Genomic DNA, 14,622 nt, shown 5'->3' on the forward strand with positions numbered 1-14,622 from the left:
GGTCGTCTCTGTGGGTCCCCTGTGTCAGCACTGTTATGTACACTCGTACACATGGGATTCCTGATGCTCCTCACGGCGATCGCCGCGGAGGTGGGCGGCACCACCGCCATGAAGTTCAGCCACGGCTTCAGCCGGCTGTGGCCGTCGGTCCTCACGGTCCTCGGATACGTGCTCTCCTTCGCGCTGCTCGCGCAGACGCTGAAGTCCATGTCGGTGGGTACGGCCTACGCGATCTGGGCGGGCCTAGGCACCGCCGCCATCGTGGGGATCGGGACGGTGTTCCTCGGTGAGGGGATGACCCTCGCGAAGGCCACCGGCATCGCGCTGATCATCGTCGGGGTCGTGGTCCTCAACCTGGGCGGCGCGCACTGATGGCCAAGGGAGGCACACACTGATGGCCCGGCGTTACGACCCCGAGCGGCGGCAGCGGATCATCGACGCGGCGATCCGGGTGGTCGGGGAAAAGGGCATCGCCGGCCTGAGTCACCGTTCCGTCGCAGCCGAGGCCGATGTTCCGCTCGGCTCGACGACGTACCACTTCACGACCCTCGACGAACTGATGGTCGCCGCCCTGCGCCAGGCCAACGAGGCCTTCGCCAAGGTGATCGCCTCGCGGGGTGGCCTGGAGGATCCGCGCACCGACCTGGCCGAGGAGCTGGCCGGCTGGATGGGGGAGTGGCTCGCGGGCGACCGCACGGGCGTAGAGCTGGAGTACGAGCTGTACCTGGCCGCCCTGCGCCGCCCCGCCCTGCGTCCCGTCGCCGACGAGTGGGCCCGCGACCTCGCCGACCAACTGGCCCGGCGTACCGACCCGGTGACCGCGCGGGCGCTTGTCGCGCTGATCGACGGGATCTGTCTGCAGGTGCTGTTGACGGACGCGGTGTATGACGAGGCGTATGCGCGGGAGGTGTTGGGGCGGGTGATTCCGCGGCCCGCGGAGGACTGAGGCATTTTCCCGCACCTCCCTGTGGACTCTCCGGCCCCCTTGCGAACTCTCCGGTCCTCACCGTCAACTCTCCGGCCCCCACCGTGCACTACTCCGGTCTCACCGTGAACTCTCCGGCCCCCACCGGGTAACAGGGGGCGACGCGACGGCATTCGGCACTGGTGGACCGTCGGCACTGATGAATCGGGGGAGCCCTGTGAGTGGACCACCGCCGGCGGCGGCGCCGGGCGGGGACGACGCGGAGGTCGTCGCCCGGTCGTTGGAGCAGCCGGAGTTGTTCGCCCTGCTCTACGACCGGTACGCGTCGGACATCCACCGGTACGCGGCACGGCGGTTGGGGGACGGCGCGGCCGACGACATCACCGCCGACACCTTCCTCGCGGCGTTCCGCGTCCGGTCGCGCTACGACCTGACGCGTGCCAACGCGCGCCCCTGGCTGTACGGCATCGCGGGCAACCTCATCGGCAAGCAGCGCCGTACCGAGGTACGGGCGCTCAAGGCGCTGGCCCGCACCGGGCGTGACCCCGTCGCCGCGTCCTGGGGCGACTCCTGGGTCGAGGACACCGACAGCCGGATCGCCGCGCAGGGCCCGCTCGCCGGTGCCCTCGCCGCGTTGTCGGCGGGCGACCGGAACGTGCTGCTGCTCGTCGCCTGGGCCGACCTCACCTACCAGGAGGTCGCCGAGGCGCTGGACATCCCGGTCGGCACCGTCCGCTCCCGGCTCAACAGGGCACGGCGCAAGGTGCGTTCGGCACTGGGCGCCGATCCCGCATTCGTGAACGACGCGGCGGAGGTGGCGTAGCGATGGACGAGATGACACGGGTGCGCGAGCTGCGCGCCGAGGCGCCGGCCCCCGGCCATGGGCGGCTCGCGGCGGGGCGTACGCGGCTGACCGAGGCGGCACGGACCAAGGAACGGCGCCAAGGGCTGTGGCGGCGGCGGGAGTTCGTGATCGTCGCGGTCGTGGCCGCGGTCACCGCCGTGGCCGTCACCGTCACCGTGCTGCTGGACGGGACCACCCCCGGCAGCCGGAAGGTGGAGCCCGCCGCCACGCCGAACGTGAGCCTGAAGGGGCTGCGTGCGGCCCAACTCCTGGAGCGGGCAGCCGAGTCGGTCGAGAAGGAGCCGGACGCCGCCGTACCGAAGGCCGATCAGTGGATCTACACCCTGCAGATGTCGGAGTCGCCCGATCCGGGGCTCGTGAGGGTGCTGGGAAAGGCGGCGAACGAGCAACCGGGCTGGATCCGGTACGACGGCAGCGCGATGGCCTCCCAGAATCCTGTCCCCAAGGGGCAGAAGTCCAAGCTCTCCATCACCAAGATGCATCTGGAGAACGGCGGTGAGGGCGACGACCGCTCGCCGCGCGAGCTGTACCGGGTGCTGGACGCGCTGCCCGCCGGCGCGCGGCAGACCCTTACGTTCCTCCGGGAGAAGAACGCCATCGCCGACGGCAAGGGGGCGACCCAGGCCGAGTCGGACTACACGGAGATCAGTGTCCTGCTGACCGCCGACGTGATGCCGTCCAAGGGGCTCGCCTCGCTCTACCGCGCCCTCGCGACCCTGCCCGGCGGGACGGTCGCCGACCACCTGGTGAAGGACGCCACGGGGCGCCGGGTGATCGCCCTGGGCTACGCCAGGGAGGACAACCCCAAGTCCGGTGAGTCCATGGCGGACCAGTGGCTGCTCGACCCGCAGACCTACCGGATCGTCGGCATGCGGATGGTCCAGGACGGCAAGGTCGTCGGCGGCAACTCGATCGCCGCGCGGGCCGTGGTGGACAAGGCCGGCGAACGCGGCTGACCCGGTACCCGAGCACGGGCGGCCCGCACTGCGAGGGGGTGCGGGCCGCCCGTCGTACGGCCGGGGGCGCGCGGATGTGTCGTTCTCTGAGACGCCCCGTGGACGAGTTGGTCCCGGCCGCCCCCGCCAGGTTAGGTTTCCCTCATGACCGACACGACCGCACCCCGCACCACCGGCGCCGTTGCCGCCGGGCTCGCCACCCTCGCCGCCGACGGGACCGTTCTCGACACCTGGTTCCCCGCGCCCGAACTGTCCGCCGAACCCGGGCCCGCCGGTACGGAGCGGCTGTCCGCCGAGCGTGCCGTGGAGCTGCTCGGTGACGGTGCGGCGAAGGCGATCGGCCCGGACGCCCGCCGGGGCGTCGAGGTGATCGCGGTCCGTACGGTCGTCGCCTCCCTCGACGACAAGCCGCTCGACGCGCACGACGTGTACCTGCGCCTGCACCTCCTCTCGCACCGCCTGGTCAAGCCGCACGGCCAGAGCCTGGACGGCATGTTCGGCTTCCTCGCCAACGTCGCCTGGACCTCGCTCGGCCCGGTCGCCGTGGACGACGTCGAGAAGGTGCGGCTGAACGCGCGCGCCGAGGGTCTGCACCTCCAGGTGACGTCCATCGACAAGTTCCCGCGCATGACGGACTACGTCGCCCCGAAGGGCGTCCGCATCGCCGACGCCGACCGGGTCCGCCTCGGCGCGCACCTCGCCGAGGGCACGACGGTCATGCACGAGGGCTTCGTCAACTTCAACGCCGGCACGCTCGGCACGTCGATGGTCGAGGGCCGGATCTCCGCCGGTGTCGTGGTCGGCGACGGCTCGGACATCGGCGGCGGCGCGTCCACGATGGGCACGCTGTCCGGCGGCGGCAACGTCCGCATCACCATCGGCGAGCGCTGCCTGATCGGCGCCGAGGCGGGCGTCGGCATCGCGCTCGGCGACGAGTGCGTCGTAGAGGCCGGCCTCTACGTCACCGCCGGCACCCGCGTCACGATGCCCGACGGCCAGATCGTCAAGGCCCGCGAACTCTCCGGCGCCTCCAACATCCTCTTCCGCCGCAACTCGGTCACCGGCAAGGTCGAGGCCCGCCCGAACAACGCGGTCTGGGGCGGCCTGAACGAGATCCTGCACAGCCACAACTAGCGGTTCGTGTAGGTGAGTCGAGCGCCTTTCCGTTCGCCGGGAGGGCGCTCGCTCATGTTCGTAGCGCCGCCGCGAACTCCGCCAGCGCCACGAAGTCCCCCTCGCGCAGCCCGAGTCGGGGATTCACGTGGTGCAGCAGCGCCGGGCCGGGATGGCGGGCGGTCACGAACACGCCGTCCGGCGCGCCCTGTTCGTCGTCCACCCAGGCGAACGGGCGGCCCTCGGCGTACGCCACGATCGCCTCCGTCTTCCAGTGCACCCCGTCGGGCCGCTCGGCGAACAGACGGTCGCCGAAGTCGACGTACGGCAACTCGGGCAGGCCGACGACCGGGGCGATCCACTCGTTCGCGGTGTCCATCCACGTGGTCGCCCAGCACAGGTCGTAGCCGAGGCCGAGGAGCGCCGGGCCGTGCGCGGGGTTCAGCCAGATCCGTAGGGGGCGGGGCCGGTCGTGCACGGGGACCCGGATCGTCGTGCAGCCCTCGGGGCGTCGTTCCGGCCGCGCGGCGTACGGGTTGAGGGGGCCGTCGACGTCGAGGAACAGCAGGGGGCGGCGGCTCATGCGGCCACCGTAGGGGAGTGGTCGTGTGAAGCGGGCGGAAATTTCTCGCGTCGGCAGGCATAGCCAGGCACCCCCGCGAGCGTCACAACCAACACAGAGGCGGGGCACGGGCTCCGCCGGGGGAAGAGAAGGTGACGATGAGTGCCGAAGGGCTGGAGGGTTTCCGGGACTTCGTGGACAACAGGTCGTCGGCCCTGCTGAAGACGGCCGTGCTGCTCTGCGGGGGAGACCTGCACGCCGGTGAGGACCTGTTGCAGAACGCCCTGGCCAAGGCGGCCGGGCGGTGGCAGCGGATCGACGAACCCGAGGCCTATGTACGGCGGATCCTCTATCGCCAGCAGGTCAGCCGCTGGCGACTGAAGTGGCGCAGGCGCGAGGTCAGTGTGGCCGAACCGCCCGAGGCGGGCGCGGGTGCCGACGCGGCGGCCGCGGCCGAACTGCGCCTGGTCATGCGCCAGGCGCTGGCCCGGCTCACCGCACGTCAGCGCACCGTGCTCGTGCTGCGCTACTTCGAGGACCTGCCCGAGGCCGACGTGGCCCGCCTCCTCGGCTGCTCCGTGGGCACCGTACGGTCCACCACCCACCGCTCCCTGGCCCGACTGCGCGTCCTCGCGCCGGAGTTGGCCGCTCTGGGCCTCGCCGACGTCGAGCTTCAGCCGTCCCGCGACTACTCACCCGTGGAGGTGCGTCCGTGAACGTCGAGGAACTCCTCCGCGACGCGCTGCGCGAGCAGGCCGCCGAACAGCCCCCGGCGGGACCGGGGTTCGCCGACTGGGTACTGGCCGTCCGCCGGCGCCGCCGCAACCGCAGGCTCGCGAGCGTCGCCGCCGCCACGGCCGCCGTGGTCGCCATCGCGGTGGCCGTGCCGCTGCTCGACTCGGGGAAGCACGACGTCCGTCCGTCGGGTGTCGTGGAGCCGGAGAGGGTCAGCGCCCACCCGAGCCAGTCGCCGCCGCGCGACCTGATCGCGGCCGGGAGCACGGCACTTGCCGCCTACTACGTTCCGACCACCGTCAAGCGGTCGGCCACGGAGGCCGTCTCCGAGCGCGCCTACTGGCTGCTCGACCGGAAGACCGGCAAGTACGTGAAGGCCCCCCGGTGGTCCGTCGTCGCCGTCGCCCCCGGCATGAAGACCGCCGCCGTCCTGGAGAAGACCCTGCCCGCCTCCCGGATCGGCCTGCTCGACCTGACCACCGGCAAGGTCGCGCGGTGGATCCAGGTCGACCACGGGGTCGCGGGGCTCGCGTTCTCGCACGACGGACGGCAGCTCGTCGCGACGACCTACGGCGAGAACCCCGACCAGATGGTCAAGCCGAAGGGCTCCAACGGCTGGAGCGGGAAGGAGCCGTCGAGCCGCACCGGCTTCTACGTCTTCGACGTGGGCTCCGGCAACGGATCCTGGAGCGAGGTCAAGCTCGGTGGCGACGCGAACGACCCCATGGGCGCCGGCTTCATCAACTCCCGCCAGGACTTCGCCCTCACCCGGGACGGCAAGTACATCTGGGCAGGGAACCCCATGGGCAACATCGGCAAGCAGTTCTGGGACCTCACGGGCGCCGCCAAGCCCGTACCGGAGAACGCGAAGTACCTGGTCTGGTACGTCGACGCGTGGAACTCGCCCAGCGGCAAGCTCGTCGCCGGTGACTTCGCGGGCGAGAAGTGGCGCACCTCGTCCTATGTCGTCGACGCCACGACCGGCAAGAAGACCGAGATCCACGGGCAGCAACTGCTCGCCTGGGCCGACGACAAGTCCCTCGTCGCGTGGGACATCGGGAAGGGGGCGAAGGAGAGCGAGTACCACCAGCGGCTGGTGCTGGTCACCATCGGCAGCGACAAGGAGGTACCGCTGAGCGGCTTCCGCAAGGACAGCGGCACCGACCCTGACAACAGCTCCGGACGATGGGAGCCCGTGTTCGCGGAACGCTGACCGGCCGCGTGCCGATCAGCCGGCCACGAACTCCTCGTACGCCGCCAGCAGCCCGTCGATCGCATCCCGGTCGGCGGGCCGCAGCGGAGCCCGGACCGAACCTCCGGGCAGGCCCAGCGAGTTGAGCAGTGCCTTGACCGTCACCGTGCCGGGCAGGCCTGCCGACATCATCAACTCGATGAGTGGTGTGGCGCGTTGTTGGAGGCGGGCGGACACGGGGGTGTCGCCCGCCTCGAACGCGTCGAGGATCGCCCGGAGTTGGGCCGGTACGACGTTCGCGACCGTACTGACATAGCCCACCCCGCCCACCGCGTACAGCGCGAGGATGTGCTCGTCGCAGCCCGTGTAGTACGCCAACTCCGTGCGGTCCAGCACCTTCTGGACGCCCAGGAAGTCGTACGAACAGTCCTTGACCGCGACGATCCCGGGGTGCTCGGCGAGCCGGATCATGGTCTCCGGCTCGATACGGGTGCCGGTGCGGCCCGGGATGTCGTAGAGCACGAGGGGCAGTCCCGAGGCGTCGGCGACCTCGCGGAAGTGTGCCTCCAGGGCGTCCTGCGGGGGCCTGCTGTAGTACGGCGAGACCACCAACACCGCGTCGGCGCCCGCCTTTTCGGCCTGTAGGGCGAGTTCCACGGTGTGCCGGGTGTCGAAGGTGCCGACGCCCGAGACGAGCGGGACCCGGTCGCCGACGGCCTCGCGGACGGCCGTGACGAGCGCCGACTTCTCCGCGTCCGTCGTGGTCGGCGACTCACCGGTCGTCCCGGACAGCACGAGCCCGTCACAGCCCTCCGACACCAGCCGCTCGGCGAGGAGTTGGGCACCGGGGAGGTCGAGTTCCCCGGCCTCGGTGAAGGGGGTGATCATCGCGCACAGGGCGCGGCCGAAAGGGGGCGGGGCGGAGCCGGCTGCGATCGTCATGGGAGTAGTCTCGGCAGAGCGATAGTGAAGCACCACTTAATTCTTCTACCGGGTATTGATAAGGGATGCTGCGGAATGGGTGACGCGGGGATGGCCGGCGAGGGCATGGGGGACACGGGAGGCATCGAGCGGATCGACCTCGGTGAGGTGCCGTACGAGGAGGCCGTCGAGCGGATGACCGGCTGGGTCGGGCGGCGCCGCGCCGGCGAGATCCCCGACCGCCTCGCCCTGCTCACCCACCCGCCCGTCATCACCTACGGCACCCGCACCCCGCCCGCCGAACTCCCCACCGGCTCCCCGATCCCCCTGGTCCCGGTCGACCGCGGCGGCCAGGCCACGTACCACGGCCCCGGCCAGCTGATCGGCTACCTGGTCCTCAACCTCCGCGAGCGCGGCCCCGGCGACATCGTGCGCCAGGTCGAGAACGCCCTGATCGACGCCTGCACCACCCTCGGTTTCGAGACGCTACGACGGGACACCCCGCCCGGCGCCCAGTCGTTGGCCGGCGTCTGGACACCGTCCGGCGCGAAGCTCGCCTCGATCGGCATGCGCATCCGGGGCGGTGTCACCAGCCACGGCTTCGCCCTCAACATCACCTCGGACCTCGCGGAGTTCGCCGCGTTCACGGCCTGCGGCCTGCCCGGGGTGACGATGACCTCCCTCGCTCAACTGGCCGCGCGGCAGGGCCGATCCGCTCCCTCGGAGGCAGACGTCAGGGACGCGGTGGCGAAGGCGTTGGGGGCGGCGTGACGAGGCGCGGCGACAGGGAGGATCCCGCACGCCACTACGACGACGGAGTCCCACTGGCCCGTTTCACCGACCGTGTGCTCGTCGTCTGCTCCCGCTGCGGAGGCCGCGCGCTCGTGGTCCCGCGCCCCGGTCTGCCCGTGCCCCGGTACGCCATGGAACTGCTGTACCAGCCACGCCGGTTGGCGTGCGCCGGCTGCGGGGCCGTCGCCGACCGGGAAGCCGACATGCGGGACAACGCCCTGGTCGGTGCCGAACCGGGCGGCACCGAGGACCCGTTCTTCCGGCGACCGCTCTGGCTCCAGACCCGTTGCGCGGGGCACATCCTGTGGGCGTACAACGAGGAACACGTCGATGCCCTCTCGGCGTACGTGGGCGCGCGGTTGCGCGAGCGGGGCAGGCTGTCGCCGACCCTGGCGATGTTCGCGCGGCTGCCGGCCTGGACGAAGACCGCCGAACACCGCGCCGAGATCCTGGCCGGCCTGAAGACCCTGCGCGACCTGGCCGGGCGCACGGCCCCTGCCGACCGCTCCGACGCCGCCCACGAACGCGGGGACCGTCCTCGCCGCCGGCGCAGCGTGTACTTCCGGAGCGAGCCCTATTAGGACGCCCGCTCGCACGTCACGTCTCAGGCCTCAGGGACCCATTCCACGGGAGGGGGCATGCGACTGTAGTGGGGGCCGCTGGTGCCGTACCGGGCGAGGTGCAGGATCTCGCCGCCGACCTGGAGTTCTGCCGGTGGAGGGTTGGGAACGGTGATCCGCAGGTGACGCCGGCCGTCGACAACGATGCTGTGCCGGGGGTGGTTCCGGCCGTCCGCCCAGCTCTGGGCCCGCTCGCGGGTCCACGGGTTCTGGAGGATGCGAGGGGCGGCCGGGTCGTGGGCGTAGCTGTTGAGGCTGCGCACCAGAGCTTCGCTGTAGACACCCTTGACCCGGAAGTTCTCCAGGTCGTCCGCGCGCACGACCATGTTGACGTACCGGCGGCCGTTGCCCCGGTGCCGGCCCACCGCATGCCAGCGACCCGAGCCAGGGTCCCAGCGCACGGGTGGGATCCACAGCAGGGCGCCCACCGGGAAGTGCTTCGTGCCGCGCTGGATGTCGAGACCACTCTCGCCGCGCACGGTTTCCCGCGCCACGTTGGCCACCAGGCACCAGCCCAGCAGCCCGTCCGGCGTCTCTTCCTCGGTGGGTTCCGTCTCTGTCACACCGAGAATCCTCCGCTACGGGACGGTACGCGATCCAGCGTTTATCGGCTGAGCCGACCGGAGCGAACGGGCGGCGACCAAGGCCCTATGTCCAATCGGCCCTTTCATGGGTCACCATGGCCAGGAAGGTCACCGGCGTGGGAAGTTGATCCACCCCTGGTCACGGGAGGCGTCATGAAGCTCGGCAAGGCACTGGCCACCGGAGTCGCCGAAGAGCGGCCGCGGATCCACGAGGAAGAGCTCGAACTCCCCGAGAGGATCGCGGAGTTCACGGAGGAGAAGGCGCCCGAAGAGGTACCGGCCGCCCGATGAGGCTGCGGCTCCCCGAGGAACGCCCGACGGAGCCGCCGACCGGATTCAAGATCGCCCACCCGGTGCTGTCCCAGGACGGCACCCGGGCCGGGTTCACCGGTGTGTCGCTGGGCGGCGCGCTGCCGTACGGAGTCGTGGCCGACGCGTCCTGCGTCTACGGCCGCCGCCACCGTTCGCCCGCGCGACGCTGCGACTGCGGCTTCCACTGTGTGCACGAACGGGCAGCGGCGGAAGCCCTGTTGTGCACCGCCGAGCACCGCGCGGCGGTCCTCCTCGACATCACCGTGCTCGGCACCTACATCCGCTTCGAACTCGGCTTCCGCTACGCCCGCCAGCGCGTCCGCACCGCCACCGTCGGCCCCTGCACCTGCGGCGCGCGGGCCGTCGCCCTCGCCGACGCCGGCTGGGGCAGGCCCGGTTGGCGCGCCCTGGCCGCCGCGTGCGCGGTCTGCGTGCGCGGCCGTACGTCCGTCTCGCTCGCCGCGTTCGCCCGGCTGGCCGGGGACGGGCTGCGGGTGGTGGCGGGGAGTGAGGGGGAGACGGCGACCGTCGACCCCGGTCTGCCCGAAGGGCTGGGCGTGCCCGAACTCGTCGCGGAGGCAGCCCTGTTGCAGGCGCGGCTCGACTGGTTCCAGAGCCGGTTGGCGCGTCTGGAGGGAGGAGAGGCGCAGAAATAAGGAGGCGAGGCGCGGAAACAGGGCGGGCCTTGACCTCAAGCTTGGTCGAGGTTGAAGGCTGCTCGGTACACACACCCGTGCCGAGCACCGGAGGCCCTCATGACCACCCGCCGAACCGACTCCCACCCCGACCTCTCCGACCCCCGCGTCGGCGCCCCCTTCTTCGGCACCTGGCGCGTAGGGACACCGCTGCGCCAACGGCAGTCCGTCGAGGCGATCGCCGGAGCCTGGGAGCGTCGCCCCTGGCCCGCCGATGGCCTCCTCGGCTACCACGTCTACACCGGCCACGACGCCTCCACCCTGCTGCACTACTCGCAGTGGACGGGTGAGCCGGCGTACGAGGCCTTCGTCAAGACCCGCCGCCAGGAACGCGTCGACGAGATCGACACCGCCGTACCGGGCATCGAGCGCCTCGGCCTCGGCCGCTACCGGCACTACCGCGGCGGAGCCGCCCCGACGGACCGGGAGGGACGCATCCCCAGGCGCGTCCCCGGATGCGTCGTGATCGTCGACATCGAGTTCGAGGGCCCCGACCCCGACCGTCAACGCGCCTGGGTGGACGCCGTGTTCGAGGCCCTGGAGAACGAACCCGCGCCGCACCCCGGCGGCATCTCCGCCCACTTCCACCTCTCCACCGACGGCACCCGCGTCCTCAACTACGCCGAGTGGGACAGCGCCCAGTCCCACCTGGACGCCCTCGCCGCCCCCGGCGACGGCATCGGCTCCGCCACCGCACTCTGGGAACGCGTCCAGACCTGGCCGGGACTGAAGAGCAGCACGGTCAGCCGTTACGACCACGCCCTCGGCCTCGTCCCCGACTGACCGGCGGAACCCGGCCGGTCGCGGAACCCGACCGGTCGGCGGAAGGCCCCCGCCGACAATCTCACCCGCCTGGACAAAAAAAGTGTTCGGTGAGACGGTGGACGCATGCTGGACGTCACCGTGATCGAGGACCCCGAGGCCGCCGCCGTCTCGCTGGACCCCATAAGGGCCCGGCTGCTCGCCGAGCTGGCGGCCGGACCCGCGTCCGCCACCATGCTGGCCGGCAAGGTCGGACTGCCCCGGCAGAAGGTGAACTACCACCTCAAGGCGCTGGAGCGGCACGGCCTGGTCGAGCTGGCCGACGAGCGGCGCAAGGGCAATGTCACCGAGCGGGTGATGCGGGCGACCGCCGCGTCGTATGTCATCTCGCCGCTCGCGCTCGCCGCCGTGCAGCCGGACCCGGACCGGTTCCGCGACCAGCTGTCCGCGCGCTGGCTGCTGGCGCTCGGCGCCCGGCTGGTGCGGGACGTCGGTTCGCTGATCACCGGCGCGACCAAGGCCCACCAGCGGCTGGCGACGTACGCGCTGGACGGCGAGGTGCGCTTCGCGTCCGCCGCCGACCGGGCCGCGTTCATCCAGGAACTGACCGCCGGGGTGAGCGCCCTCATCCGCAAGTACGACGCGGGTGACGCGCAGGAGGGACGCGACCACCGGATCATCGTGGCCGTCCACCCCACGGTCAAGGAACGGCCGCAAGCCCGGCCCGTCCCCGAACCGGACCCGTCCACCCCGGAGTTGGACCAGTAGGACTCAGGAGCCAGGAGCCAGTCATGTCCAAGGAATTCGAGATCGTCTACGAGTTTGAGGTCGACGCCACGCCGGGGGAGGTGTGGGACGCCATCACGTCCGGTACGGGCGGCTGGCTGTGGCCGATGGAGTTCGACGGGGAGAAGCGGGTCGGGCCCTTCGGGTCCACGCTCACGAACTTCGACCCGCCGCACCGGCTCACCGCCCTCAGCGAGGACGTCGGCTTCCCCACCCAGAGCCTCAACCAGATCGACGAGACCATCGAGCCCCGCGACGACGGCCGTCGCGCCTGGGTGCGGTACGTGCACAGCGGGATCTTCACCGACGACTGGGACAACCAGTACGACGGCGCGCGCAAGCACAACGCGTTCTATCTGCACACCCTGCGGGAGTACGTCACCCACTTCGCGGGCCGCCCGGTCGCGTTCGCCACGCTCGACGGCCCCGATGCCTCAACCGCCGCCGACGCCTTCGGAGTTGTCGGCCGGGCGCTCGGCCTCGCGGACGACACCGCCGAGGGAGCACGGGTCCGGGCGCGCGGGCCCGAGGGCCAACTCCTGGACGCCGTGGTCGACTTCCGCGACCCGTACTTCATCGGACTGCGCACCGACAGCGCGCTGATCCGCTTCTTCGGGCGCAACCACTGGGGCGCCCCGGTCGGCATCAGCGTCCACGACTTCGCCCCGGACGCCGACGCCAAGACGAACGAACTCGCCTGGCGGAACTGGCTGGACGGGGCCTTCGCCTGACCTGGTGCAAGTCGGCGAGACCCCGTCCAACCACCCCCCGTGAGCCCCCCGTGGCTCCCCGCAGGTGCTACGGCTGGAAGCGCAGCACCTGCGGGTCGTGGTCGCTGATCTGGTCGTTGAACTCCGAGTTGACGTGGACGCTGTCGTACTCGAAGCAGTCCTTGCGGATCGACGGGCTGATCAGGATCTGGTCCAGGACCTGCTGGTTGCCCTGGTAGTCGTACGTGTAACGCTCGTTCTTCGGCAGGGACTTGATCGCCGAGTACAGCTCGCCCTTGCCCTCGAGGATCTTCGCGGTGTCGGAGAACTCGAAGTCGTTCATGTCGCCGAGCGTGATGACGTCCGCGTCCTTCTGCGCGGCGAGGATCTCCTTGACGAAGGCGTTGACCGCCGTCGCCTGCGCGTGGCGCTGGGTCTCCGAGCTGCGGGTGACCGGCTGGTACTGCGCGGTCAGGGGCTGGTCGCCGCCTTTGGAGATCAGGTGGTTGGCGATCACGAAGACCGTCCTGCCCTTGAAGACGAACTCGCCCGCGAGCGGCTTGCGGCTCGCGCTCCAGGCCGCGTTGGCCGGGTCGATCCGGCCCGGGGACGCGGTCAGTTGGGCCTTGCCGTGCACCTTGGTGACGCCCACGGCAGTCGTGGAGTCGCCGCCCGCGCGGTCGGTGAAGGAGACCCGCTGCGGGTTGAACAGGAACACCTGGCGGATGTTGCCGCCGGGCTCGCCGCCGTCCTGGTCGTTGACCGGGTTGATCGAGCGCCAGTCGTACTTCGGGCCGCCCGCCGCGACGATCGCGTCGATCAGCTTGTTCACCGTGACGCTCGCGTCGACCGTGCCGTCGTCCGTGGCACCGTTGTTGTCCTGGATCTCCTCCAGGGACACGATGTCGGGGGACTGGAGGTTGTTCACGATCGCGGCGGCGTGCGCGGCGAAGGTGCCGTCCGAGGGGTCGAGGTTCTCGACGTTGTACGTCGCCACCGCGAGCTGGTTCTTCGACTGCTTCTTCGTCGTCTCGCGCTTGAGGCCGCCGCTCTTCACGGTGCCGATCTCGTTCGCGACGAGGGTGTAGCCGCCGTACTGGTTGAAGTCCAGCGGGCCGGCGGTGGTGCCGGTGAGCTTGTCGCCGACGTTGACGACCGGGAAGTCCGCCGTCGCGCCCAGGGACTGGATCTGGAGGCGCCCGCCGTTCTGCGCGTCGTAGGAGCCGTAGATCGTGCCGCCGCGCTTGGTGGCGTTCTCGTGCGGCTTCACCGTGACCCACAGCTCCGCGTACGGGTCGGTCGCGGTGACCACGCGTGCGTCGGAGACCTGGACGTTCATGCCCTCAAGGGACTCGTAGTAGTCCAGGGCGTACTTCTTGGGCTGGAGCGCGAGCGCGTTGATCGAATTGCTCGCGGCGGTGTCTCCCGCCTGCGTGTACCTGCTCGGCACGGACCGGTCGCTGATCACCGTGGCGGCCGGTACGGCGTTGCCGCTGGAGACGACGGTGACCGTCGGCTTGGTGATCTCGGTCAGCGACTGGTTGCCCGTGGCGGCACCGCCCGGTACGTACTCGGAGACCGTGCCGGAGACGGTGACCGAGTCGCCGACGGCGACCTTCGGCGTGGAGCTGGTGAAGACGAAGACGCCCTCACTGGTGGCCGGGTTGTCGTCCGGGGTCGCGTCCTGGAACCAGAACCCCTTCGACGAGCCGTACGTACGGACGCCCGTGACGATGCCCGGTACGTCCGCGACCTTCTGGCCGGCGTACGGGGACACCCGGGTCGTGCCCTGGATGTCGTGGATGCGCACGCTGTCGGCGTGCGCGGGCGAGGTGAGGACGATCGTGGACGCCACGGAACAGGCGGCGGCGACGGTCAGCGCGGCGAGACGCGCGGAGGACTTGCTCGGCAACGGGATCCCTCCGGGGACATGCATGAGTGCCGGGACGAGGGTGATGGAACGGGAACAGGTAAGACAGGTGATACGGCGGTGGGAGCCGCGAACCGGTGGGGCGGTGGCGACGCGCGTAGAACATACCCGGATCGGGTGTCCATGACATTTCTACGCGCGTCAATCTCATTGCGGAGTCAC

Annotated in this window: 18 protein-coding genes; 14 read left to right on the top strand and 4 right to left on the bottom strand. The window is 70.9% G+C overall.

Annotated features, from left to right (window positions below; genetic code table 11):
• Positions 1 to 51 precede the first annotated feature (51 nt).
• The 5 genes from OG714_RS38630 (at position 52) to dapD (ending at position 3,880) form a co-directional block, all read left to right on the top strand.
• Positions 52 to 372, top strand: coding sequence for a multidrug efflux SMR transporter (locus OG714_RS38630; RefSeq protein ID WP_033283140.1), 321 nt, complete (start codon positions 52 to 54; stop codon positions 370 to 372).
• Positions 373 to 394: 22 nt separating this feature from the next.
• The gene (locus tag OG714_RS38635) at positions 395 to 946 is read left to right on the top strand and encodes a TetR/AcrR family transcriptional regulator (RefSeq protein ID WP_406128096.1); all 552 of its coding nucleotides are present in this window, start codon (positions 395 to 397) and stop codon (positions 944 to 946) included.
• A 196-nt stretch (positions 947 to 1,142) separates the two neighbouring features.
• Positions 1,143 to 1,748 (top strand): RNA polymerase sigma factor, encoded by a 606-nt coding sequence (locus tag OG714_RS38640; RefSeq protein ID WP_406128097.1) that lies wholly within the window; start codon positions 1,143 to 1,145, stop codon positions 1,746 to 1,748.
• Between the two features lie 2 nt (positions 1,749 to 1,750).
• On the top strand, positions 1,751 to 2,746 hold the full coding sequence (locus tag OG714_RS38645; protein ID WP_406128098.1) for a CU044_5270 family protein: 996 nt from the start codon (positions 1,751 to 1,753) through the stop codon (positions 2,744 to 2,746).
• Between the two features lie 144 nt (positions 2,747 to 2,890).
• Positions 2,891 to 3,880, top strand: coding sequence for a 2,3,4,5-tetrahydropyridine-2,6-dicarboxylate N-succinyltransferase (gene dapD / locus OG714_RS38650; RefSeq protein ID WP_406128100.1), 990 nt, complete (start codon positions 2,891 to 2,893; stop codon positions 3,878 to 3,880).
• Positions 3,881 to 3,932: 52 nt separating this feature from the next.
• On the opposite strand, the gene OG714_RS38655 is transcribed toward dapD, so the two are convergent.
• The gene (locus OG714_RS38655) at positions 3,933 to 4,442 is read right to left on the bottom strand and encodes a hypothetical protein (RefSeq protein WP_406128102.1); all 510 of its coding nucleotides are present in this window, start codon (positions 4,440 to 4,442) and stop codon (positions 3,933 to 3,935) included.
• 137 nt (positions 4,443 to 4,579) lie between these two features.
• Between OG714_RS38655 and OG714_RS38660 the strand changes: the two genes are divergently transcribed.
• Both OG714_RS38660 and OG714_RS38665 read left to right on the top strand, forming a co-directional pair.
• Positions 4,580 to 5,137, top strand: coding sequence for a SigE family RNA polymerase sigma factor (locus OG714_RS38660; protein ID WP_406128104.1), 558 nt, complete (start codon positions 4,580 to 4,582; stop codon positions 5,135 to 5,137).
• The gene (locus tag OG714_RS38665; RefSeq protein WP_406128105.1) at positions 5,134 to 6,369 is read left to right on the top strand and encodes a WD40 repeat domain-containing protein; all 1,236 of its coding nucleotides are present in this window, start codon (positions 5,134 to 5,136) and stop codon (positions 6,367 to 6,369) included. Before OG714_RS38660 ends, OG714_RS38665 begins: the two co-directional genes overlap by 4 nt.
• A gap of 15 nt (positions 6,370 to 6,384) precedes the next feature.
• Here the strand turns inward: OG714_RS38665 and dapA are convergent, their stop codons facing one another.
• Positions 6,385 to 7,290, bottom strand: coding sequence for a 4-hydroxy-tetrahydrodipicolinate synthase (dapA, locus tag OG714_RS38670; protein ID WP_406128106.1), 906 nt, complete (start codon positions 7,288 to 7,290; stop codon positions 6,385 to 6,387).
• 75 nt (positions 7,291 to 7,365) lie between these two features.
• Between dapA and lipB the strand changes: the two genes are divergently transcribed.
• On the top strand, positions 7,366 to 8,040 hold the full coding sequence (gene lipB / locus OG714_RS38675) for a lipoyl(octanoyl) transferase LipB (protein ID WP_406128107.1): 675 nt from the start codon (positions 7,366 to 7,368) through the stop codon (positions 8,038 to 8,040).
• Positions 8,037 to 8,642 carry a hypothetical protein gene (locus OG714_RS38680; RefSeq protein ID WP_406128108.1) on the top strand — a complete coding sequence of 202 codons (606 nt, stop codon included), beginning with the start codon at positions 8,037 to 8,039 and terminating at the stop codon, positions 8,640 to 8,642. Before lipB ends, OG714_RS38680 begins: the two co-directional genes overlap by 4 nt.
• A gap of 23 nt (positions 8,643 to 8,665) precedes the next feature.
• Here the strand turns inward: OG714_RS38680 and OG714_RS38685 are convergent, their stop codons facing one another.
• Complete coding sequence (locus OG714_RS38685; RefSeq protein WP_406128110.1) at positions 8,666 to 9,244, bottom strand: hypothetical protein; 579 nt, start codon at positions 9,242 to 9,244, stop codon at positions 8,666 to 8,668.
• A gap of 174 nt (positions 9,245 to 9,418) precedes the next feature.
• On the opposite strand from OG714_RS38685, the gene OG714_RS38690 reads away from it, so the two are divergent.
• From OG714_RS38690 to OG714_RS38710, 5 genes are all read left to right on the top strand, one after another.
• On the top strand, positions 9,419 to 9,556 hold the full coding sequence (locus OG714_RS38690) for a hypothetical protein (protein ID WP_406128111.1): 138 nt from the start codon (positions 9,419 to 9,421) through the stop codon (positions 9,554 to 9,556).
• On the top strand, positions 9,553 to 10,233 hold the full coding sequence (locus OG714_RS38695) for a hypothetical protein (protein WP_406128113.1): 681 nt from the start codon (positions 9,553 to 9,555) through the stop codon (positions 10,231 to 10,233). The genes OG714_RS38690 and OG714_RS38695 overlap by 4 nt, the downstream gene beginning before the upstream one ends.
• Positions 10,234 to 10,332: 99 nt before the next feature.
• The gene (locus OG714_RS38700; RefSeq protein WP_406128114.1) at positions 10,333 to 11,055 is read left to right on the top strand and encodes an antibiotic biosynthesis monooxygenase; all 723 of its coding nucleotides are present in this window, start codon (positions 10,333 to 10,335) and stop codon (positions 11,053 to 11,055) included.
• 105 nt (positions 11,056 to 11,160) lie between these two features.
• Positions 11,161 to 11,802: an ArsR/SmtB family transcription factor gene (locus OG714_RS38705; protein ID WP_406128115.1), complete on the top strand. Its 642-nt coding sequence runs from the start codon at positions 11,161 to 11,163 to the stop codon at positions 11,800 to 11,802.
• 23 nt (positions 11,803 to 11,825) lie between these two features.
• Positions 11,826 to 12,551 carry an SRPBCC domain-containing protein gene (locus tag OG714_RS38710; RefSeq protein WP_406128116.1) on the top strand — a complete coding sequence of 242 codons (726 nt, stop codon included), beginning with the start codon at positions 11,826 to 11,828 and terminating at the stop codon, positions 12,549 to 12,551.
• Positions 12,552 to 12,618: 67 nt separating this feature from the next.
• Here OG714_RS38710 and OG714_RS38715 read toward each other — a convergent pair whose 3' ends face one another.
• Positions 12,619 to 14,442: an endonuclease/exonuclease/phosphatase family protein gene (locus tag OG714_RS38715; protein ID WP_406132099.1), complete on the bottom strand. Its 1,824-nt coding sequence runs from the start codon at positions 14,440 to 14,442 to the stop codon at positions 12,619 to 12,621.
• Positions 14,443 to 14,622: the final 180 nt, after the last annotated feature.

The organism is Streptomyces sp. NBC_00989 (assembly GCF_045162655.1).
Classification (GTDB): Bacteria; Actinomycetota; Actinomycetes; order Streptomycetales; family Streptomycetaceae; genus Streptomyces.